This is a genomic window from Cryobacterium sp. TMT1-66-1 (assembly GCF_004403435.1).
GTDB classification, from domain to species: domain Bacteria; phylum Actinomycetota; class Actinomycetes; order Actinomycetales; family Microbacteriaceae; genus Cryobacterium; species Cryobacterium flavum.
Map to the genome: position 1 here is coordinate 116679 of NZ_SOGP01000010.1, position 20400 is coordinate 137078.

19 protein-coding genes are annotated in these 20400 nt (G+C 62.9%); 10 read left to right on the top strand and 9 right to left on the bottom strand.

Features of this window, described 5'->3' with window-relative positions; all coding sequences use genetic code 11:
• The first annotated feature begins 49 nt into the window (after nucleotides 1-49).
• The 7 genes from chvE to nrdF all read left to right on the top strand — a co-directional run bounded on the left by chvE (nucleotide 50) and on the right by nrdF (nucleotide 8249).
• Nucleotides 50-1174, top strand: a complete 1125-nt coding sequence (gene chvE, locus E3T29_RS08800; RefSeq protein WP_134345105.1) for a multiple monosaccharide ABC transporter substrate-binding protein — start codon at nucleotides 50-52, stop codon at nucleotides 1172-1174.
• A gap of 78 nt (nucleotides 1175-1252) precedes the next feature.
• Nucleotides 1253-2791 carry a multiple monosaccharide ABC transporter ATP-binding protein gene (gene mmsA, locus E3T29_RS08805; protein ID WP_092340390.1) on the top strand — a complete coding sequence of 513 codons (1539 nt, stop codon included), beginning with the start codon at nucleotides 1253-1255 and terminating at the stop codon, nucleotides 2789-2791.
• On the top strand, nucleotides 2791-3972 hold the full coding sequence (gene mmsB / locus E3T29_RS08810; protein ID WP_092340389.1) for a multiple monosaccharide ABC transporter permease: 1182 nt from the start codon (nucleotides 2791-2793) through the stop codon (nucleotides 3970-3972). The genes mmsA and mmsB overlap by 1 nt, the downstream gene beginning before the upstream one ends.
• A 432-nt stretch (nucleotides 3973-4404) precedes the next feature.
• Complete coding sequence (gene nrdH, locus E3T29_RS08815) at nucleotides 4405-4638, top strand: glutaredoxin-like protein NrdH (protein ID WP_134345106.1); 234 nt, start codon at nucleotides 4405-4407, stop codon at nucleotides 4636-4638.
• 56 nt (nucleotides 4639-4694) lie between these two features.
• A complete protein-coding gene (nrdI, locus tag E3T29_RS08820) occupies nucleotides 4695-5099 on the top strand; it encodes a class Ib ribonucleoside-diphosphate reductase assembly flavoprotein NrdI (protein WP_092340388.1) in 405 nt (134 codons plus the stop codon).
• Nucleotides 5100-5128: 29 nt separating this feature from the next.
• A complete protein-coding gene (gene nrdE, locus E3T29_RS08825) occupies nucleotides 5129-7234 on the top strand; it encodes a class 1b ribonucleoside-diphosphate reductase subunit alpha (protein WP_134345165.1) in 2106 nt (701 codons plus the stop codon).
• A 37-nt stretch (nucleotides 7235-7271) separates the two neighbouring features.
• Nucleotides 7272-8249 carry a class 1b ribonucleoside-diphosphate reductase subunit beta gene (nrdF, locus tag E3T29_RS08830; RefSeq protein WP_134345107.1) on the top strand — a complete coding sequence of 326 codons (978 nt, stop codon included), beginning with the start codon at nucleotides 7272-7274 and terminating at the stop codon, nucleotides 8247-8249.
• A gap of 667 nt (nucleotides 8250-8916) precedes the next feature.
• On the opposite strand, the gene E3T29_RS08835 is transcribed toward nrdF, so the two are convergent.
• Both E3T29_RS08835 and E3T29_RS08840 read right to left on the bottom strand, forming a co-directional pair.
• Nucleotides 8917-9249: a DUF86 domain-containing protein gene (locus E3T29_RS08835; RefSeq protein ID WP_134345108.1), complete on the bottom strand. Its 333-nt coding sequence runs from the start codon at nucleotides 9247-9249 to the stop codon at nucleotides 8917-8919.
• Nucleotides 9246-9746 carry a helix-turn-helix domain-containing protein gene (locus E3T29_RS08840; protein WP_134345109.1) on the bottom strand — a complete coding sequence of 167 codons (501 nt, stop codon included), beginning with the start codon at nucleotides 9744-9746 and terminating at the stop codon, nucleotides 9246-9248. Before E3T29_RS08840 ends, E3T29_RS08835 begins: the two co-directional genes overlap by 4 nt.
• 117 nt (nucleotides 9747-9863) lie before the next feature.
• On the opposite strand from E3T29_RS08840, the gene E3T29_RS08845 reads away from it, so the two are divergent.
• Entirely contained in the window at nucleotides 9864-10379 is a 516-nt protein-coding gene (locus E3T29_RS08845) for a bifunctional nuclease family protein (RefSeq protein ID WP_134345110.1), read from the top strand.
• Nucleotides 10380-10398: 19 nt separating this feature from the next.
• On the opposite strand, the gene E3T29_RS19635 is transcribed toward E3T29_RS08845, so the two are convergent.
• A complete protein-coding gene (locus E3T29_RS19635) occupies nucleotides 10399-10539 on the bottom strand; it encodes a hypothetical protein (protein WP_166789821.1) in 141 nt (46 codons plus the stop codon).
• Between the two features lie 9 nt (nucleotides 10540-10548).
• On the opposite strand from E3T29_RS19635, the gene E3T29_RS08850 reads away from it, so the two are divergent.
• Together E3T29_RS08850 and E3T29_RS08855 are read left to right on the top strand one after the other, a co-directional pair.
• Nucleotides 10549-11874 carry an FAD-binding oxidoreductase gene (locus tag E3T29_RS08850; protein ID WP_241987721.1) on the top strand — a complete coding sequence of 442 codons (1326 nt, stop codon included), beginning with the start codon at nucleotides 10549-10551 and terminating at the stop codon, nucleotides 11872-11874.
• Nucleotides 11871-13193 carry a class I SAM-dependent methyltransferase gene (locus E3T29_RS08855; protein ID WP_134345112.1) on the top strand — a complete coding sequence of 441 codons (1323 nt, stop codon included), beginning with the start codon at nucleotides 11871-11873 and terminating at the stop codon, nucleotides 13191-13193. Before E3T29_RS08850 ends, E3T29_RS08855 begins: the two co-directional genes overlap by 4 nt.
• Before the next feature lie 54 nt (nucleotides 13194-13247).
• Here the strand turns inward: E3T29_RS08855 and E3T29_RS08860 are convergent, their stop codons facing one another.
• From E3T29_RS08860 to E3T29_RS08885, 6 genes are all read right to left on the bottom strand, one after another.
• Nucleotides 13248-14588 carry an ABC transporter permease gene (locus E3T29_RS08860; RefSeq protein WP_370449140.1) on the bottom strand — a complete coding sequence of 447 codons (1341 nt, stop codon included), beginning with the start codon at nucleotides 14586-14588 and terminating at the stop codon, nucleotides 13248-13250.
• Nucleotides 14588-15319, bottom strand: coding sequence for an ABC transporter ATP-binding protein (locus tag E3T29_RS08865; protein WP_134345113.1), 732 nt, complete (start codon nucleotides 15317-15319; stop codon nucleotides 14588-14590). The genes E3T29_RS08860 and E3T29_RS08865 overlap by 1 nt, the downstream gene beginning before the upstream one ends.
• Nucleotides 15276-16850, bottom strand: coding sequence for a hypothetical protein (locus E3T29_RS08870; protein WP_241987723.1), 1575 nt, complete (start codon nucleotides 16848-16850; stop codon nucleotides 15276-15278). The genes E3T29_RS08865 and E3T29_RS08870 overlap by 44 nt, the downstream gene beginning before the upstream one ends.
• Nucleotides 16851-17804: a hypothetical protein gene (locus tag E3T29_RS08875; RefSeq protein ID WP_134345114.1), complete on the bottom strand. Its 954-nt coding sequence runs from the start codon at nucleotides 17802-17804 to the stop codon at nucleotides 16851-16853.
• A gap of 611 nt (nucleotides 17805-18415) precedes the next feature.
• Nucleotides 18416-19180, bottom strand: a complete 765-nt coding sequence (locus E3T29_RS08880) for an MBL fold metallo-hydrolase (protein ID WP_134345115.1) — start codon at nucleotides 19178-19180, stop codon at nucleotides 18416-18418.
• Between the two features lie 64 nt (nucleotides 19181-19244).
• Nucleotides 19245-20300 (bottom strand): 2,3-butanediol dehydrogenase, encoded by a 1056-nt coding sequence (locus E3T29_RS08885; RefSeq protein ID WP_134345116.1) that lies wholly within the window; start codon nucleotides 20298-20300, stop codon nucleotides 19245-19247.
• Nucleotides 20301-20400: the final 100 nt, after the last annotated feature.

Genomic DNA, 20400 nt, shown 5'->3' on the forward strand with positions numbered 1-20400 from the left:
ACCGCCTTGACATCATCGTCGAAAATATAGAAATTCGAAGGGAAACACAGTGAAGACACGAAAGGTCCTTATCGGCATTGCTGCCATTGGACTCGTACTCACGCTCGCGGCCTGCTCGGGAACCCGTGGTGGTTCGACCACCACGACTGACGCTGCGGGAGCCAACAAGGGTGCGCTCGTCGGGGTGGCCATGCCAACCAAGACCTCCGAGCGGTGGATCAAAGACGGCGACGCCGTCAAAGCCGACCTGGAGGCGCTCGGTTACAAGGTCGACCTTGAGTACGCGGATGACAAGATCCCCACGCAAGTGCAGCAGATCAGCAACATGCTCACTAAGGGCGCGAAGATCCTCATTATCGCCTCAATCGACGGAACAGCGCTGAGCGACCAGCTTGACCAGGCCGGCAAGTCGGGCGTCAAGGTCATCGCATACGACCGCCTGATTAACGGCAACAAAAACGTCGACTACTACACCACGTTCGACAACTTCAAGGTTGGTGTCGACCAGGCATCCAGCCTGCTCACCGGCCTGGGCATCCTCGATGCTTCCGGTAAGGACACCAGCGAGGCCGGCCCGTTCAATGTTGAGCTGTTCGCCGGAAGCCCCGACGACAACAACGCGACGTTCTTCTTCAACGGCGCGATGGAGACCCTGCAGCCTTACATCGACAAGGGCGTTCTCAACGTCAAGAGTGGCCAGACTGGTTTCACGCAGGTCGCCACGTTGCGTTGGGACCCCTCGACAGCACAGAAACGGATGCAGAACCTCATCGCCAGCACATACTCGGACGGCAGCAAGGTTGACGGTGTGCTGTCCCCGTATGACGGCCTCTCCATCGGCATCATCTCGGCGCTGACTAGCTCGGGTTACTCCGCGGACGCCCTGCCGGTCATCACCGGCCAGGACGCTGAAGCTGCGTCGGTCAAGTCGATCATCTCGGGCCAGCAGTATTCAACGATCTACAAGGACACTCGCCAACTGGGCAAGGAAGCCGTGAAGATGGCCGATGACATCCTGAACGGCAAGACCCCGGAGGTCAACGACACGAAGAGTTATAACAACAAGGTCAAGGACGTCCCGACCTTCCTGTTCCAGCCCACCGTGGTCACCATCGACAACTACAAGGAGGTTCTCGTCGATAGCGGGTACTACACCGAAGCCGACCTGAAGTAAGTCCCCCCTCCCCAACAGGTCGTGGCGGTGGGGAACCGCCGCCACGACTACCCCTCAGGCATGAAAGAAGGAGCAACGGTGACAACCAACATTCTCGAGATGCGCGGCATCACGAAGACCTTCCCAGGTGTCAAGGCGCTCCAGGATGTCTCCCTCGCGGTCGAACGCGGCCAGATTCATGCTATTTGTGGTGAGAACGGTGCGGGAAAGTCCACCTTGATGAAGGTGCTGAGTGGCGTTTACGCGCACGGCAGTTACGACGGCGAGATCGTTTTCGAGAACGAGACCGTCGAGTTCAAGACCATCAACGAGTCCGAGGCCACGGGCATCGTTATCATCCACCAGGAGCTCGCGCTGAGTCCCTACCTGTCGATCGCCGAGAACATCTACCTCGGCAACGAGCAGCAGACGAATGGCTGGATCGACTGGAATAAGACCAACCGCGAGGCGGCCAAACTCCTCGCCAGAGTGGGGCTGAAAGACAACCCCATCACGAAAGTAACCGACATCGGCGTCGGCAAGCAGCAACTCGTGGAGATCGCGAAGGCGCTCTCCAAGGAGGTGAAGCTGCTCATCCTGGATGAGCCGACCGCCGCTCTCAATGACGAGGACTCAGCGCACCTGCTTGATCTGATCAAGCACCTGAAAGGCCAAGGGATCACCTCGATCATGATCAGCCACAAGCTGAATGAGATTAAGGCAATCGCCGACAAGGTCACGATCATCCGAGATGGCAAGACCATTGAGACCCTCGACATGCACAAGGATGAGATTTCGGAGGAGCGCATCATCAAGGGGATGGTTGGCCGAGACCTGGGGAGTCGGTATCCGGACCACACGCCGCACATCGGCGAAGAGATCCTGCGCGTAGAGGACTGGACTGTCTACCATCCACTGCACCATGATCGTATGGTCGTCAAGGACGCCAATATCCACGTGAAAGCGGGCGAGATTGTAGGCATCGCTGGCCTCATGGGGGCCGGGCGCACCGAGCTGGCGATGAGCGTCTTCGGCCACAGTTACGGGGCCAAAATCTCGGGGCGAGTGTTCAAGAATGGGGTGCTGATCAAGACCAACACGGTCTCGGCGGCCATCGGCCACGGCCTTGCCTATGCCACTGAGGACCGCAAACACTTCGGTCTCAACCTGATCGAAAATATCCAGCGCAATATCTCGCTGGCCGCGCTGCAGAAGCTGGCACGGAGCGGTTGGGTCGATGCGAACCGCGAGTCCACCGTCGCGGAAGGCTTTCTCAAAAGCATGAACATCAAGGCACCGAGCGTGGAAGCAATTACCGGCAAGCTCTCTGGCGGGAATCAGCAAAAGGTCGTGCTCTCGAAGTGGATGTTCTCAGACCCCGACGTGCTCATCCTGGACGAGCCCACCCGTGGTATCGATGTGGGTGCCAAGTACGAAATCTATGGAATCATCAATCGGCTCGCCGATGAGGGGAAGGGGGTCATCGTCATTTCTTCCGAGCTGCCGGAGCTACTCGGTATCTGCGATCGTATTTACACTCTGGCGGAGGGGCGTATCACCGCGGATGTGCCACGCAGCCAGGCCACAGCCGAATATCTCATGCAACGAATGACCCAGGAAAGGGACAAGGAAAGCTGATGACTGTCTTCAGATCCTCACTCGACTATCTCGCCGGACAACTCCGCCAGATTGGCCTGTTCATCGCTCTGATTGCCATCATCATTTTCTTCCAAGTGGCGACTTCAGGAATTACGCTGAAGCCGATCAACGTGTCGAACCTGATCGTGCAGAACAGCTACATCCTTATCCTCGCGGTCGGTATGGTCATGGTGATCATCGCGGGCCATATCGATTTGTCGGTGGGCTCGGTTGTGGCCTTCGTTGGCGCGATGTCGGGGGTCATGATCACCCAATGGCATATTCCGTGGTGGGGGGCCATCATTCTCTGCCTGATCCTGGGTGCGCTCGTGGGAATGTGGCAGGGGTTCTGGATCGCCTACTTTGGCATACCGGCCTTCATCGTCACCTTGGCCGGCATGCTCACATTCCGTGGTCTCACTCAGATTGCTCTGCAAAACCAGCAAATCTCGCCGTTCCCCGACGAGTTCCGTGCGCTTGGCAGTGGGTTCCTGCCGGACCTCGGGGGCGGAACGAGTCTGCTTGAACCGCTGACAGTGGGGCTGGGATTACTCGCAACCGTCCTGCTGGTGGCTCAGGGCGTGAGATCTCGCATGGCGCGCAGGAAGTACGACGTGGAAGATGAACCGCTAGCGTGGTTCCTGGTCAAGCTCGTGTTCACCGCTGGACTGATCCTATTGATAACGTTCCTGCTCGCCAGCTACCGTGGCACTCCGATCGTGCTCGTCGTGCTCGGCATTCTCACTGTGGGATATTCCGCAGTGATGTCTCGAAGCGTCTTCGGGCGACATGTGTACGCGCTTGGCGGGAACAGGCTCGCGGCGGCCCTCTCGGGTGTAAAGACCAAGCGGGTCACGTTCTTGCTCTTCGTTAACATGGGCGTTATCGCGGCCCTCGCCGGCCTGGTCTTCACCGCACAGCTGAACCTCGCCAATCCCAAGGCCGGTGATGGCTTCGAACTTGATGCAATTGCGGCCGTATTCATCGGTGGCGCGGCAGTTACGGGCGGTATCGGCACGGTGACCGGTGCCATCATCGGTGGCCTGATCATTGGAATCCTGAACAACGGTATGTCGATTCTCGGTGTGGGAACAGAGTTCCAACAGCTCATCAAGGGGCTCGTGCTGTTGGGCGCCGTGGCTTTCGACGTCTACAACAAGCGTCGTTCCGGCAGTCACTGACCGAATTCGACTCACGATAGAGCCCCGACTGTCTTTGGACGTCGGGGCTTTCGTGTGCCTGGGGCCGGCCGATACGACACGCCGCCCGAGATTCCACAGGCAAAATAATGTTCCGGGCGGTGACTGTGGATAACTCGGTGCAGTTCCGCGGAATCTCGGCGGTTTTGCGCCGGGGGACTGTGGGCAACGTGTGGAATGTCGGTGGATAACTACACAAATGTAATTACTGCATGTAGTGGCTATTGAGCGTAGCGATCACTAGATGTAGTATTGAAACTCTAGTCAGGCACTACAGCCCGACAGTACACTTGCTCACTTTGAACGACGATTTCTGACGAATACTCGCCGGAAATCGAAGAGTTTCATCGAACATACTTGCGAAGTATGTCGAACAGTTTTAGACTTCACCAGCCAAGAAGAAAGGCCATAACCATGGCAATCACCGTTTACACGAAGCCCTCCTGTGTGCAGTGCACGGCCACCTACCGGGCCCTCGACAACAAGGGTCTCGAGTATGAGGTGCTCGACCTCTCGGTCGACGAAAACGCCCTCGAAGCTGTCAAGGCATTGGGCTACCTGCAGGCGCCCGTCGTGATCACCGACGAAGAGCACTGGTCGGGCTTTCGTCCAGACAAGATCAACGCACTTGCCGCTCGCCTCGCGTAGCCACCACCAGCACACCCCCGTCTCAACGCGCCGCCCGATCAGAATCGCCACACTAGATGACTGACATCGTGTACTTCTCGAGCACCTCGGGCAACACTGCCCGGTTTGTCGAGAAACTCGGTCGAACGGCAGCGCGAATCCCGCTTCATGCGCGTGAGGAGCCGCTCGTTGCCCAGGAGCCGTTCGTGCTCTGCGTGCCCACCTATGGTGGCGGCAGTGTGGGCGGGGCGGTGCCCAAGCAGGTCATCAAGTTTTTGAACAACGAGACCAATCGGTCGTTGATTCGCGGCGTCATCGGCGCCGGCAACATGAATTTCGGTACGGCATACTGCCTGGCTGGCGACATCATCGCCGCCAAGTGCAAGGTGCCCCACCTCTATCGCTTCGAAGTATTTGGAACACCGGATGATGTGCGCATCGTTCACGACGGATTGGAAGAATTTTGGAAACAACAGCCGTGAAGATCACGCCCATCGATGCACCCTCGGGCATGGACTACCACTCGCTCAACGCGATGCTCAACCTGTACGGCCCGAACGGGGAGATCCAGTTCGACAAGGACCGCGAGGCGGCCCGTGAGTTCTTCCTGCAGCACGTCAACCAGAACACGGTGTTCTTTCACTCGCTGCGCGAGCGCCTCGACTACCTGGTCGAGAAGGAATACTACGAGCAGGCCGTACTCGACCAGTACTCGTTCGAGTTCATCACGAGCCTGAACGACCTCGCGTACTCCAAGAAGTTCCGTTTTCAGAGCTTCCTCGGTGCCTTCAAGTACTACACCTCGTACACGCTGAAGACCTTCGATGGCAAGCGTTACCTCGAGCGTTTCGAAGACCGCGTCGTCATGACCGCGCTGGGTCTCGCCTCCGGTGATGAGAAGCTCGCCGTCGCCCTGGTCGAAGAGATCATCGCCGGACGCTTCCAGCCCGCGACCCCCACCTTTTTGAACTCTGGCAAGGCTCAGCGCGGCGAGCTCGTCTCGTGCTTCCTGCTGCGCATCGAAGACAACATGGAGTCGATCTCCCGCGGCATCAACTCCTCGTTGCAGCTCTCCAAGCGTGGCGGCGGCGTGGCGCTGCTGCTGAGCAACATTCGTGAGGCCGGCGCGCCGATCAAGCAGATCGAGAACCAGTCCAGCGGCATCATTCCCGTGATGAAGCTGCTCGAAGACTCCTTCAGCTACGCCAACCAGCTCGGCGCCCGCCAGGGCGCGGGCGCGGTGTACCTGCAGGCGCACCACCCCGACATCATGCGTTTTCTCGACACCAAGCGGGAGAACGCTGATGAGAAGATTCGCATCAAGACCCTCTCGCTCGGCGTCGTCATTCCCGACATCACCTTCGAGCTCGCCAAGAACGACGAGTGGATGTACCTCTTCTCGCCGTACGACGTGGAAAAGGTCTATGGCGTGCCCTTCGCCGACATCTCCGTGACCGAGAAATATCACGAGATGGTCGACAACCCCCGCATCAAGAAGTCCAAGATGAAGGCGCGCGAGTTCTTCCAGACCCTCGCGGAGATCCAGTTCGAGTCGGGCTACCCGTACATCATGTTCGAGGACACCGTCAACAAGGCGAACCCGATCGAGGGTCGTATCAACATGTCGAACCTCTGCTCCGAGATTCTGCAGGTGAACACCCCGACCACGTACAACGAGGACCTCTCGTACAACGAGATCGGCAAGGACATCTCCTGCAACCTCGGCTCGATGAACATCGCCCTGGCGATGGACTCCGGCAACCTCGGTCGCACCGTGAACGCGGCCATCCGTGGCCTGAACGCGGTGTCCGAGCAGAGCCACATCAGCTCGGTTCGCTCCATCGAAGACGGTAACGACCGTTCGCACGCCATCGGCCTTGGCCAGATGAACCTGCACGGCTACCTGGCCCGCGAGCGCATCTACTATGGCAGCGAAGAGAGCATCGACTTCACCAACATCTACTTCTACACGGTGTTGTTCCACGCGTTGACGGCCTCCAACGCCATCGCCATCGAGCGCGGTGGCACCTTCGAGGGCTTCGAGAACTCCACCTACGCCTCCGGTTCGTTCTTCGACAAGTACACCGACCAGGTCTGGGAGCCGACCACCGCCCGCGGCGCCGAGCTGTTCAGCCAGGCCGGGGTGTCGATTCCCACGCAGGCGGATTGGGCCGAGCTCAAGGCATCCGTTGTGAAGCACGGTATCTACAACCAGAACCTGCAGGCCGTGCCGCCCACCGGGTCGATCTCGTACATCAACAACTCCACCGCGTCGATCCACCCGATCGCAGCGAAGATCGAGATCCGCAAGGAAGGCAAGCTGGGCCGCGTGTACTACCCGGCGCCGTTCATGACGAACGACAACCTGGACTACTACCAGGACGCCTACGAGATCGGCTACGAGAAGGTCATCGACGTGTACGCGGCGGCGACGCAGCACGTGGACCAGGGCCTCTCGCTGACGCTGTTCTTCAAGGACACCGCCACCACCCGCGACATCAACCGCGCCCAGATCTACGCGTGGAAAAAGGGCATCAAGACCATCTACTACATCCGTCTGCGTCAGATGGCCCTTGAGGGCACTGAGGTTGAGGGTTGCGTCTCGTGCGCGCTGTAACTTTTCTGAACACCGGAATGTCTATGAAGGACGAATCATGAGTAGCCCCAAGGTCAAGTTGGTGTCGCATGTTGATGCGATCAACTGGAACAAGATCGAAGATGAGAAAGATGTCGAGGTGTGGAACCGCCTCACCAACAACTTCTGGCTGCCCGAGAAGATCCCGCTGAGCAACGACATCCAGTCGTGGAACCAGCTCACCCCGGTGGAGCAGCAGCTCACCCTGCGCGTGTTCACCGGGCTGACCCTGCTCGACACGATCCAGGGCACCGTCGGCGCCGTCTCGCTCATCCCCGATGCGATCACGCCGCACGAGGAAGCCGTGTACACGAACATCGCGTTCATGGAATCCGTGCATGCCAAAAGCTACTCGTCGATCTTCTCGACCCTGAGCAACACCAAGGACATCGACGAGGCGTTCCGCTGGTCGACCGAGAACGAGAACCTGCAGCGCAAGGCCTCGATCGTGATGGACTACTACCAGGGCGACGACCCGCTGAAGCGCAAGGTGGCCTCGGTTCTGCTCGAGTCCTTCCTGTTCTACTCGGGCTTTTACCTGCCCATGTATTTCTCCAGCCGGGCCCGCCTCACCAACACGGCCGACCTCATCCGCTTGATCATTCGTGACGAAGCGGTGCACGGCTACTACATCGGCTACAAGTTCCAGAAGGGCCTTGAAAAAGAGACGCAGGAGCGTCGCGACGAGATCAAGGACTACGCCTTCAACCTCGTGTTCGAGCTGTACGAGAACGAGGTGCAGTACACGCAGGACCTGTACGACGAGGTCGGCCTGACCGAAGACGTGAAGATGTTTCTGCACTACAACGCCAACAAGGCGCTGATGAACCTCGGCTACGAGGCGATCTTCCCGAAGGACGTCTGCGACGTGAACCCGGCGATTCTCTCGGCGCTCTCACCGAACGGCGACGAGAACCACGACTTCTTCTCGGGTTCGGGTTCGTCGTATGTCATCGGCAAGGCTGTCGTGACCGAAGACGACGACTGGGACTTCTAGACGCCACTTAAGAATTCTGACTATTCGGTCAGAGCACAAAAAATAGCCCTGTCGAGCGCAGAAAGACTGCGCTCGCAGAGCCCCCGCAAGCGGGATTGTTCCTCATGAACCCATTCAGCTTACGAGAAAGTATTTGGTCTTGTCAAAACTAGTACTGACAAGACCAGCGATTGCAGGGGGTTGGCAGGGCCAGAAAGGAAGAATGATGGCAAAACGCATCGTTCGGATTCGCATCACGCGGACCATTCGTATTCAGCCCAAGAAGCGCTAAGTGCTTCGTGTGACTCTTGTACTTGGACGGCTCGGGTCCAATCGCAAGACTCACATCCCGAACGCAATCGATTGGAGGTCTGCCGTGGCCCAAAACGCCAAACAGACAAGCATCAAGGTCGCAAGAGTGGCAAGCACAGTCATGAAGGACGCACGGTACAGCGCTGCAGCCAAAACTGTCGCTGCCAGTGCCCTTGCGCAAACGAAAAAGAAGTCCGGAAAGTAGATTCAGAAACTGACGAGGAACCCAAATTTAGTTAGATCCGAGTTTGGGCTCCTCGTCATCACCGGCTGCCACCCCGACTGTGTGGCGACAGGTTCCTGTGCTGCTGCGCGATTTTTCGAAAATGCCCGCCAGAACATAGGCTGCTGACATCTCGCACTTCGGTCGAATAGCTCAGGATGCCAGCCGAGCTACGAGGCGTTCCGTGGCTTCGAGCAGGGCGGGAATGTCATTTCTGGCGGTGTTGCTCAGGATCGAGTGCGTGGTGTCGAAGTAGCGGTGCGCTAGGTGATCTCGCAGTCGGGCGATCTCGCTCCAGGGGATGCTGGGTTCAAGCTCCCGGGTTTGAAAGGTCAGATCCTTCGTCGCCTCCCCGATCTCGATCAGCCGCATGCGAATGGCATCGAAGATCAGGTCCTCGGCGGCATCCGCGCGGCTCAGATAGTCCGCGATTGCCAGGCAGGCCGCGCGGATGTCATCGACGCGTTCTCGATCGGAACGACTCACAAGGGTCTCGACTCGGTAAGCACTCTCTGCGCCATGCGGGGCTTGAGGCTATCCGCCGGGACGATGTCGACCGGCACGCCCAAGATGCGCTCGGACTCGCTTTGGAGCCGGGCCAGGCCGAACAGCCCGACGCCTGCGTCGAGGTCGACGAGCAGGTCGACGTCGCTGGAGGCAGTGTCATCGCCGCGGGCGACGCTACCGAACATGCGAACGTTGCTGGCTCCAAGCTCTTCGAGTCGGGCCACCAGTTCATCGCGGTGGCTGGCGAGCAATCGCTGGTGCGGCGACGTGGGTGCAAAGGGGGTGAGTGCCAGATCGAGCTGGAACCCGCTGGCCCGTACGAGACGTTGGAGGGTGGCCAGGGCGGGTTCTCGCTTGCCGGCCTCGTATGCACTGATTACGCTCTGCGTGACTCCGGCGCTTGCACCCAACTGAGCTTGCGTAAGACCGGCCCGTCGTCGGGCCTGCATCAGAATGGATGCAGCGGATATCGACATGGGCAAAGTATAGCGTTTTGTCGATATCAACGGAATAGCCGGGCGGATTCGACGGTCGATGACCGGAGAGCGGACGTACGATGGCGGTGTCAGGCACGATGATTCGAGAGGGTCGCCATGGTAGAGGTACGCGTTCTCGGGGTTGCGATCGACAGCGAGGGCCAGCACATCATCCTCCTGAAACCGGTCGGAGAGCCGCAGGCCGTTGGAACCGTGCTGGCGATTGTGGTCGGGGAAGCGGAGGCGACTTCGACGCTGATCGCCCTCAGCGGTGAGGAGCCGCCACGACCGTTGTCACACGATCTGATGAAGACGCTGATCGACACCGTCGGCGCCCACTTCGAGCGAGTCGACGTCACCCGCATCGACCAGGGAATCTTCTACGCCGAGATCACTCTTCGCATTGCGACCGGCTCATTCGTGCTCGATGCCCGGCCCTCGGATTCCGTCGCACTCGCTCTGCGCGCCGGAGCACCGATCTTCGTCGCCGAGGACGTCTTGCAGGCCGAGGGCATTCCCGCCGCGATGGTTGAATCTGGACGCAACGTGGAGGAGGCGCCTGTCCGGGAGCAGTCGCTCGACGAATTCAAGGATTTTCTGGAGCACGTCGACCCGGAGGACTTTCAGAGCTGACGCCGCGGCGCCCGCACGCTCAGCCGATCGTCGTGGTCATGGCCTGAGTCTGCCAGAACGCGCGCACGATGGCGGTGACAAAGAGCACTGGTGCGATGGCTCCGACCGGGACTAACGTGAGGGCGTGCCCGCTGCTGTGGTTGACGCCCGAAGCGCTCACGCCGCCGGCGTGCAGCGCCTTCTGGAGAGCTACCTGGCCGTCCCGGTCACGGCTCCGATTCGACTGGCCAAGCGCACCTCGAATCTGTTCCGAACCCGAACGAAGACCCGTGCTTCAGGCCTCGACACGTCGGGGTTGACGGCCGTCATCGCGGTCGATGTGGCGGCGCGAACGGCCGACGTGGCCGGCATGTGCACCTACGAAGACCTGGTCGCCGAGACGCTGCGCTTCGGACTGGCGCCGCTCGTCGTGCCACAGTTGAAAACCATCACCCTCGGCGGCGCGGTCACCGGCCTCGGCATTGAGTCCACCTCGTTCCGCAACGGCCTGCCCCACGAGTCGGTGCTCGAACTGGACGTCCTCACCGGCGCCGGAGAAGTGCTCACCGTATCATCGAGCGAGAACATCGTGCTGTACCGCGCATTCCCCAACTCCTACGGAACTCTGGGCTACGCGGTGCGCCTGCGCATCGAACTCGAACCCGTCAAACCCTTCGTCGCTCTCGCGCACGTGCGGTTCCACTCGCTCGTCGATCTGGTCGCCGCTATAGACGGCATCATGGCCACCGGCAGCCTCGACGGCGTCGCCGTTGACTATCTCGACGGCGTGGTGTTCAGCGCCGACGAAAGCTACCTCTGCGTGGGTAGACAGACTGGCGCGCCCGGCCCGGTCAGCGACTACACCGGCCAACAGATCTACTACCGCTCCATCCGGCACAAGACCCATGATCGCCTCACGATCTACGACTACCTGTGGCGCTGGGACACGGACTGGTTCTGGTGCTCTGAGGCGTTTGGCGCGCAGCATCCGCTGCTTCGCCGGTTCTGGCCCGCGCGCTACCGCCGCAGCAGCTTCTACGCCACGCTGATGCGGATCGAACAGCGATTCCACCTTGGCGATCGACTTGAGAAATTGCACGGCAAGCCGCCCCGCGAGCGAGTCGTGCAAGACGTTGAGCTGCTCCTGGAGCGGTGCACGGAATTTCTGGATTGGTTCCTCGAGACCGTACCGATCGCTCCGATTTGGCTGTGCCCGCTGCGCTTGAGAGCCGACGACCGCTGGCCGCTCTACCCGATTCGACCGCGACAGAGTTACGTGAACGTCGGGTTCTGGTCGACGGTGCCGGTTGGGCGCGCCGAGGGGGAGACGAACGGGCTGATCGAACGAAAGATCGGCGACCTTCACGGGCACAAATCGCTCTACTCTGACTCCTATTACTCACGGGAGGAGTTCGACGAACTCTACGGCGGAGATGCCTATCGGGCCGCGAAGGAGCGGTACGACCCCGATTCCCGTCTCCTCGACCTCTATGCGAAGGCGGTGCAACGACAATGACCACGTTCAAGGATCAGGCGACACAGACGACGGATGCCCCGGCCGGCAAGTTCACCCTCGCGCAGGTTCTGGAGATTCTGGCCGGCGGTCGCCTCCCGGTGAGCTTCACCGCTTACGACGGGAGCACGGCGGGACCGCCGGATGCGCCGTTCGGGCTGGACCTTCTGGCCCCGCGCGGCACGACCTACCTCGCTACCGGCCGCGGCGACCTCGGACTGGCCCGCGCCTATATCGCCGGCGACCTCGACATCCACGGTGTGCACCCCGGTGACCCCTATGAGCTGCTCAAGGCGCTCGCCATCAGCCTCGAGTTCACCCGGCCACCCGCGCGGATGATGGTGGACATCATCCGCTCTATCGGTGTGAGGCAGTTGCGCCCGATCAGTCCGCCGCCGGAAGAAGCGCAGGCTCGATGGCGCCGCGTCGCCAGCGGGCTGCGGCACAGCAAGACACGTGACGCCGAAGCGATCCACCACCACTACGACGTGTCGAACCGGTTTTACGAGTGGGTGCTCGGGCCATCGATGACGTACACCTGCGCCTGCTACCCAGACAGCGACGCCCCCCTCGACCAAGCACAGGAGAACAAGTACCGGCTCGTGTTCGAGAAGTTGCGGTTGAACCCCAGCGACCGCTTGCTCGATGTCGGCTGCGGCTGGGGCGGCATGGTGCGCTACGCCGCACGCCGCGGCATCCGCTCCACCGGTGTGACGTTGTCGAGAGAGCAGGCTGAGTGGGCGCAGCGGGCCATCGCCGACGAGGGCCTGAGCGATCTGGCGGAGGTTCGATTCGGTGACTACCGCGACATCACCGAAACCGGCTTTGACGCCGTGTCATCCATCGGGCTGCTCGAGCACATCGGTGTGCGCAACTATCCGTCGTACTTCGGCTTTCTGCAGGCCAGGCTGCGCCCCGGAGGCTTGTTGCTCAATCACTGCATCACCCGTCCGGAAAACCGCACCGAGCCGGCGACCCGCGGCTTCATCGAACGCTATGTCTTTCCCGACGGAGAGCTCACCGGCTCGGGCCGGATCATCAGCGAGGCGCAGGATGTGGGTCTGGAGGTGCTGCACGAGGAGAACCTGCGTCAGCACTACGCGCTGACGCTGCGCGATTGGTGCGCCAACCTGGTCGAGCATTGGGACGAGGCGGTCGAGGAGGTCGGGCTGCCCACCGCAAAGGTGTGGGGGCTGTACATGGCGGGCTCGAGGCTCGGGTTCGAGAGCAATGGGATCCAACTGCACCAGGTGCTGATGACCAGGCCCGACGAACGTGGCGGTGTCGGCGAACTGCCGTTGCGGTCGTGGTGGACGCCGTAACCGTAGCCCGGCTCGGTGAGAAAACGGTTCAACGCGCGGCGGCCGGAGAGCCCCTCAGGTGCCGCCGCGCAGGGCCGTGATCGGCTCGATGTTGGAGGCGCGCACCGCCGGGTAGGCGCCGGCGGCCAGGCCGACGACGGTTCCGAGCAGGGCCGCGCCGATGGCGACGACGGGATCGAGGATGGGCGTCCAACCCTGCAGCAGCGACACGACGACCACCGCGAACACCCCGAGAGCCGAGCCGATCAGGCCGCCGAGCAGCCCGATCACCGCCGACTCCACGATGAACTGCCGGGCGATGTCTCGCTTGGTGGCACCCAAGGCCCGCCGCAGGCCGATCTCGCCGACCCGTTCCATCACCGAGAGCAGGGTGACGTTGGCGATGCCGAGACCGCCAGCGAGCAGGGCGAGAACGCCGAGCGTGAGAAAGACCACGTTGATGTCGGACTGAATGTTGTCTTGCAGTGACGAGGCGGTAGCTGGCGCCTGCACCGTGAAGTTCTCGGGAGCATTCGGGTCGAGCGCGATCGGTGCCTGCCGCGCTACGAGTGTGCCGGCGCCGACAGCGATCTGCACGTGCAGTTCGGCCGGAGCGGTCAGGGCGAAGTCGGCGCGGGCGGTGCCCATCGGCAGAATCACAGCGTCGAGCAGGTTGGCGCGGCGTTCGACGCCGTCGATGATACCGATGACGGTGTACGGAACGTCGCCGATGAAGATCGACGGCTGCGAGTCGACCCGGTTTATGCCAAGCGTCTCGGCGGCCCGCGCGCCGAGCACGACCACCCGATCGGCACGCTCGTCATGGCCGGCATCGAAGTAGCGCCCGGTGACGATGTTGCCGCGCACTGCCGCGAGCAGGCCCGGCGAGGTGGCGATGACGGCGGGACTCAGAGTCTGCGCGGCCGAGGGATCGTTCACCGGAACAGACGTGATGAGCTGGCCGGCCACGTCGATATCGGCCACCAGACCCGCGCGTTCCACCCCAGCCAGGCGATCGAGCCGCTCCGGGGCATCCCACGGCAGCCGACTGGTGGCCTGCTCGGCGCCGCTCGAGTTGCGGGTCGTGGCCGGTTCGATCATGACCTGGGTCGCCGAAACGGCGTCGAACTGGCTGGAAATCTGCCCGGCGGCGGTTTGCGCGAACCCGATCGTGACGACGAGCGAGGCGATGCCGAGCACGGTTCCGAGGGTTGTCATGATGAGTCGGCTGGGACGTGCCCCGACGCCGTAGCTCGCCTCCACCAGCAGGTCCTGAACCGAGAACCGGTCGGCACGGCGAATGACTGGATCGATGCTGGCCAGGTCAGCGGATGCCGCCAGCTCCACCCCCGAGACAGTCTCGGGAACGGCGGCGACGCGGGAACGGCGGCGCAGCATCCGCTTGAAGGAAAACATCACGACAACTCGCTCAGGCGACCGTCGGTGATGCGCACGCGCCGCCCGGCCCGATCGCTCACCGCCTGGTCGTGGGTGATGACGATGAGGGTGAGGCCGTCGGCGTGCAGTTCCTCGAAGAGATCCATGACCTCGCCGCCGGTGGTCTCGTCGAGATTTCCGGTGGGTTCGTCGGCGAGCAGCAGCTCGGGCGAGGCGACGACGGCGCGGGCCACCGCCACGCGCTGGCGTTCACCGCCGGAGAGGGTGCCGGGCAGAAAGTCGAGGCGGTGGTTGAGCTTCACCCGGTCAAGGGCGGCACGGGCGCGGTCCTCGCGTTCGGCGCGCGGCACGCCGCTGTACAGGGTGGCGAGCAGCACGTTGTCGAGCACGGTGCGGTGCGGCAGCAGGTGAAAGGCCTGAAAGACGAAGCCGATGGTGCCGCCGCGCACGATGGCGCGCTGCTTCTCGTCGAGCAGGCTCGTGTCCCGGCCGTCGAGGTGGTATTCGCCCACGCTCGGCCGGTCGAGCAGGCCGAGCAGGTTGAGCATGGTCGACTTACCCGAGCCGCTGGGGCCGACGATCGACAGGTAGTCGCCGCGCTCCACCCGCAGGTTGACCGATTTGAGCGCCTGCACCTCGGGCGGACCGGGGAACGACCGCGTGACGTTGACCAGTTCGACGACCGGGGCTGTCAGCACCGGCCCATCACCGGCCCACCACGACGAGGTCGCCGGCCGTGAGTGAGCCATCGACGGCGGTGATCTCGACGAACCCTTCGGCGGCGAGCCCGGTCGTCACCTCGACCAGCACGGTCTCGGCGTTGTCGCCGGGGTCGAACTCGACCCGGGATTCGCCGCCAGGCCCGGCGGTCAGCGCGGCGAGTGGAACAGCGAGCACTTCGCCCTCGGTCGAGCTGACCGGGATGCGCACGCGCACGTTGCTGCCCTGCACGGCTTGGATCTGTTCGTCGGTGAGCGCGTCGGGTGCGAACAGCACGGTGAACCGGCCGCTAGCCGTCTCGCCGCTGGCCGGTTCGGCCGGCAGGATCGAGCTGATCGTGGCGGGCTGGTCGCCGTCGGGCATGGCAAGCATGGCCGGGGCGCCGACTTCGAGCAGTGCGGCGTCGCTCGCCGTGGCCGAGCCGGAGATGACCAGGGTCGCGCCGGAGACGCGCATGACCGGTCCGGTGATGCTCGATCCGCGTTTCACGCTGATCTCGTCGACGCGGCGGGGCAGGCCGGGCAGGTAGAGCACTTCGCCGGCCGGCAGGTAGGCGAGCGCGCCGTCACGGGCGTCGCTCAGGGTTTCGCCGGCGCGGGTCAACTCGGCCTTGGCCGCGGTGACGGCGGCCTTCTCGGCGCTCGCGTCGCGGGGAGCGAGGGCTTGGGCCTGCCGTGCGAGGGCCAGGGTGACGGCGTCCTCGGCATCCGCTATCTGGGTCGGAGTGCCCGCGGCCTGCAGGTCGGCGAGGGCGCGCTGAGCGCTGCGCACCAGGTTGCCCTGTTCGACCACGTCAACGTTCGCGCTCGTGCCCTGCACGATGGTCAGCGCGCCGTTGGCACTGTCAACGGATGCCTGCGCGCTCGTGACCCCGGCTTCGGCGCTGCTCACCGCGCTCGCGACGTCGGTGCCGCCGGTGGGTGCCGGGTAGCCGACCTTGGCGTAGAGGGCAGTGACCGCGCTCGCCGTCTTCGCGTCGAACACGTCGGAGTCGAGCGCGCCGGCATCGATTCCGGCCGCGTTCAAACCCTGCTTGAACTGCAGAACATCGGGGCCGGAAACGCCGACCCGCAGGGTGCGATAGACCGGCAGGTCGCCGGGCAAGACGATCACTGGGCGCCCGGTGACCTCGAGCGCGATCGACGCGGTATCGAATATGGCGGCGACCTCGGGGACCTGCCCGGTGACAATGGGCGCGCCGGCGAGTTCGCCGGTCTCAATGCTGACCTCCACCGAATCGGCGTAGGTCGCGTCGCCGCGCATGGTGACGTCGTTGGCCAGTGTGCGGTTTTCGATGGGCACGGTGATGAGACCGCCGGTGGGAGCATCGGCATCGGCTGCGGCCTGCCCGGGTGAGACGATCAGCTGCCCGAGCCCGAGGCCGGCAACGAGCGCCACGATGGCCACCGTGGCCATGACCCAGATCACCCGGTTACCGGCGAACAGGCGTCGCCAGCCCTGGCTGCGCGACCGGGCCGGCGAGGTGCTGGGGTCGATCGCGTCGATCACCTCGGTCGCGTCTTGCTCTGTAGCTGCTCGTCGTCCGAACAGGCGCGACACCTACTTGCCTTGCTCGTAGTCCGCGATGAGCGCGTCGAGCTCGGACTTGTGATCGGTGATGAACTGCTCTTCCAACTCGAACTGCACCTTGGTTGTTGCTTCGGTGTAGTCGACATCTTCGGCGCAGGTGAAGTCGGCCATGGCCAGCGCGAGTTCCTTGTCACGGAGGTCGGCGAGGATCGTCTCATCGGGGGCAGCGCCCGTCTGGTCTTCGTAGAGCGCGTTTTGCTCATTCATGATCGACTCCTGGGCGTCCGCCTTCTTCGCGAAGGTCGCATACCCGGCATCGGCCATGCAGGCCGCCCATGCGGCGTCGAGCTTCACGATCGCGGGGGACGCCTGCAGGTCTTCATACATGAGGCTCATCGCGTCGTAGACCGCCGCGTGTTCTTCCTGCGATGGCTGGTCGCCGTTGACTTCCTGACTGGCGGAGCCGTAGCAGCCCGCCATTTCGTAGCTGTCGACGTAGGAACCGTCGGCCAGCTCCTCTTCACTGGGCTGTGGACCGTAGAGTGCTTCGTTGTAGGCGGTTTGCTCGCTCTCGGACAGCGACGCCAGGTAGTCCTGGTTCGGGTCGACGAATTCCGCGCTCTGCGCCTCCTGCTCAGCGATCTGCTCCGGGGACTGGCTCATGCCGTAGCCGTTTTCGGCCACCCATTTCTCGGTTCCGTATTCGTCGGTGTCGGTCATCATGCCGCTGTACTGCGAGGCGTCGACGGGAGAGTAGTCGAAGCCCTCGTCGGACATGCAGGCAGCTACGAGTTCTTCCTGCTCGTTCTGCCCCGCGATCGCCGAGTCTTCGTCGAAGCCTTCGTAGATTCCCGACATGTACTTCTGCAGAGGGCCTTCGGCCGGGTCGAGCTTCTCGGCGGCCTTCTCGGCGCTGCAGCCCGCGAGCGTCAACGACAGCAGAGCGGCGGCGGCGATGGTCGTGAGTAGTGAGCGATGGCGCATGAAGTTCCCCTTTGAGCATGGTCTGGGCTGCGCCGGGTATCGATCGCCGCCCCCGATCTCCCCATAAGCTAGCGCATCGCGACGGCGAATAGGGGTGAACGCCGAGTTGCAGCGCTACATTAACCATACCGTTCGGTCTGTTTCAGATGCAAGGCGGCCCTGGGTGGCGCGTCGTAGCGGAAGATTACGGGGGACGTCTGAGGCTTCCCGCATAACTCCTGCAATTTCTGAACTCGGATGAGAAGATCCGCGTAATGACGGGAGAACTGAAAACCAACGAGTCAGATTGCAGGAGTTATGACGTGGAGGGGATGAGCGAGGCACCGACGAACGTCACATAGGCGCCGTCGACGTCGGGCGGATAGGGTTCAACCAGGAGTCATCTTCCGTTTTCACGTGATTGGAGAATGCACCATGGCCCAAAACCCCAAACAGAGCAACAAGGTTGCCCGCGCAGCCAGCTCAGGGGGCAGAAATGCCCGATTTAGCGCTGCAGCGGACACTGCCGCTGCGCGGGCGCGCGCCCTGACGGCCCGGACCCTCGAGGCCCGGGCACGTGCGGCTCGGACTACTGACGACAAAAAGCCCGACCAGTAGGCTCGCGAGCTCAGTCAGCGCTCGGCGCGCAGGTAGGCCAGCTGCGCTGTGACGGAGGCCTCGGCTGCGAACCGCACCGCGGCATCCGTTTGGACGTAAACGAGATCGGTGACCTGTGCCACCGTCGCTGTGGAACCGAGCTCGCCAAGCGCGGCCCGCACCTGATCGAGACGCTCGTGGCGGTGCGCCAGGTAGACCGTGCAGATGGCCGCGAGGTCGGGCAATACGGGGCCGTGCGCGGGCAGAACGGTGGCCGACCCGAGCGCGCGCAGGGTCTCGAGCGAGGCCAGGTAGTCGGCGAGGCTGTCGTCGATGATGGACGTACCGCGGCCGAGAATGGTGTCGCCGGTGAGTATAGAGCCGGCTTCGCCGTCGCCCGGCAGGTATAGGCAGACCGAGTCGTCGGTGTGGCCGGGGGTGGCGAGAACGCGGATGCTGGTGCCGGCGACCGCGAGCAGCTCCCCGTTGCTGAGTGGGTCACCATTCACGCAGAAGGCCGCATCGAACGCCCGCACCGGGGCTCCGGTGAGCTCGGCGAAACGAACGCTCGCCGCGGTGTGGTCGGCGTGCCGGTGCGTGATCAGCACGAGTTCCACCCGGCCGGCCGCGGCGAGGACCGCGAGGTGGCCCTCGTCAAGCGGCCCCGGGTCGACCACGACGATGCCGCTCGAGTCGGGTGCTCCGATGAGATAACTGTTGGTGCCGTCGAGCGTCATCGGCCCGGCGTTCGGCGCGAGCAGACTGCGGGTGAGCGGGCTCGTGCGCAGGATGGCGGGCATAGAAGGCAGCCTACTGCCGCGATCGGCGGCGTCCCCGACTGGAGGCGCCGCCGGTTAACCCGGGTTACGGGTGCACGATGATCTTGACCGCGGTCTCGTTGTGGTTGATCAGCGTGTCGAAGCCCTGTGTGATCAGGTCATCGAGGGCGATGCGCCCGGTGATGAAGGGAGCCAGCTTGACCCGGCCGTCCTGCACGAGCTTGATCGTGGCCGGGTGATCGCGCACATACGCGATCGTTCCGCGCAGGTCGATCTCCTTGAGAACGAGTTTCTGCATGTCGACGCTGGCCGGCTTGCCCCAGATCGACACGTTCACGATGACGCCGGCGGGCCGAACCGCGTCGAACAACTGGCCCAGCACAACGTTCACGCTGGTGCACTCGAAGCAGACGTCAGCTCCGTTGCCGCCGGTGAGTTCGCGCACCCGGGCGACGACGTCTTCCTTGCTGGGATCGAGCACGTGGTCGGCCACCCCGGTGACCCGCGCCTTCTCCTTGCGAGCCTCGCTGAGCTCGGACATGATCACGGTCAGGCCCTCGGCCTTGAGCACTGCGGCGACGAGCAGGCCGATCGGGCCGGCCCCGCCGATGAGGGCGACATCGCCGGCCTTGGCTCCACTGCGCACGAAAGCGTGGTGGGCAACGGACAGCGGTTCGATGAGCGCGGCTTCGTCGAGCGGGATATCGCCGATCGCGTGCACCCAGCGGCGGTCGACGACGACCTTCTCGCTGAGTCCGCCGCCTCCGCCGGCCAGACCGATGAAGCCCATCTTCGTGCAGAGGTGGTAATTGCCAGCCAGGCAGGGAGCACACTCGTTGCAGACGAAATAGGGTTCGACCACGACGTTGTCGCCGACGGCGAGGTCGGTCACACCCTCGCCGAGCGCGGTGACGGTGCCGGAGAACTCGTGCCCGAGCGTGACCGGTTCTTCTTCGTGCGAGAGCGGGTGGGGGTGTCCCTCGGCCGGAATGAAGATCGGCCCTTCGAGGTACTCGTGCAGGTCGGTTCCGCAGATTCCGCACCAGGCGACGTCGATGGCGACGGCTCCTGGTCGAAGTTCGGGTGCGGGAATGTCCTCGATGCGAATGTCTGCCGGGCCGTGAAAACGAGCTGCCTTCATGATGCTTCACTACTCCTTGCACCGAAACAGCGACGGTACCCTCGTGGCACCGGCGATACGCTTCGGCTCACTTTCAGCCTACTTGCCGGGTCGTTCCGAT

Excerpts from the sequence above, each read along its gene's own strand:
- E3T29_RS08885 (WP_134345116.1), bottom strand. The coding sequence starts at position 20,300 with ATGAAGGCAGCTCGTTTTCACGGCCCGGCAGACATTCGCATCGAGGAC.
- nrdI (WP_092340388.1), top strand. The coding sequence starts at position 4,695 with ATGACTGACATCGTGTACTTCTCGAGCACCTCGGGCAACACTGCCCGG.
- E3T29_RS08875 (WP_134345114.1), bottom strand. The coding sequence starts at position 17,804 with ATGCGCCATCGCTCACTACTCACGACCATCGCCGCCGCCGCTCTGCTG.
- E3T29_RS08860 (WP_370449140.1), bottom strand. The coding sequence starts at position 14,588 with ATGTTTTCCTTCAAGCGGATGCTGCGCCGCCGTTCCCGCGTCGCCGCC.
- nrdH (WP_134345106.1), top strand. The coding sequence starts at position 4,405 with ATGGCAATCACCGTTTACACGAAGCCCTCCTGTGTGCAGTGCACGGCC.
- nrdE (WP_134345165.1), top strand. The coding sequence starts at position 5,129 with ATGGACTACCACTCGCTCAACGCGATGCTCAACCTGTACGGCCCGAAC.
- E3T29_RS08855 (WP_134345112.1), top strand. The coding sequence starts at position 11,871 with ATGACCACGTTCAAGGATCAGGCGACACAGACGACGGATGCCCCGGCC.
- mmsB (WP_092340389.1), top strand. The coding sequence starts at position 2,791 with ATGACTGTCTTCAGATCCTCACTCGACTATCTCGCCGGACAACTCCGC.
- E3T29_RS08865 (WP_134345113.1), bottom strand. The coding sequence starts at position 15,319 with ATGGCTCACTCACGGCCGGCGACCTCGTCGTGGTGGGCCGGTGATGGG.
- nrdF (WP_134345107.1), top strand. The coding sequence starts at position 7,272 with ATGAGTAGCCCCAAGGTCAAGTTGGTGTCGCATGTTGATGCGATCAAC.
- E3T29_RS08880 (WP_134345115.1), bottom strand. The coding sequence starts at position 19,180 with ATGCCCGCCATCCTGCGCACGAGCCCGCTCACCCGCAGTCTGCTCGCG.
- E3T29_RS08840 (WP_134345109.1), bottom strand. The coding sequence starts at position 9,746 with ATGTCGATATCCGCTGCATCCATTCTGATGCAGGCCCGACGACGGGCC.
- E3T29_RS08845 (WP_134345110.1), top strand. The coding sequence starts at position 9,864 with ATGGTAGAGGTACGCGTTCTCGGGGTTGCGATCGACAGCGAGGGCCAG.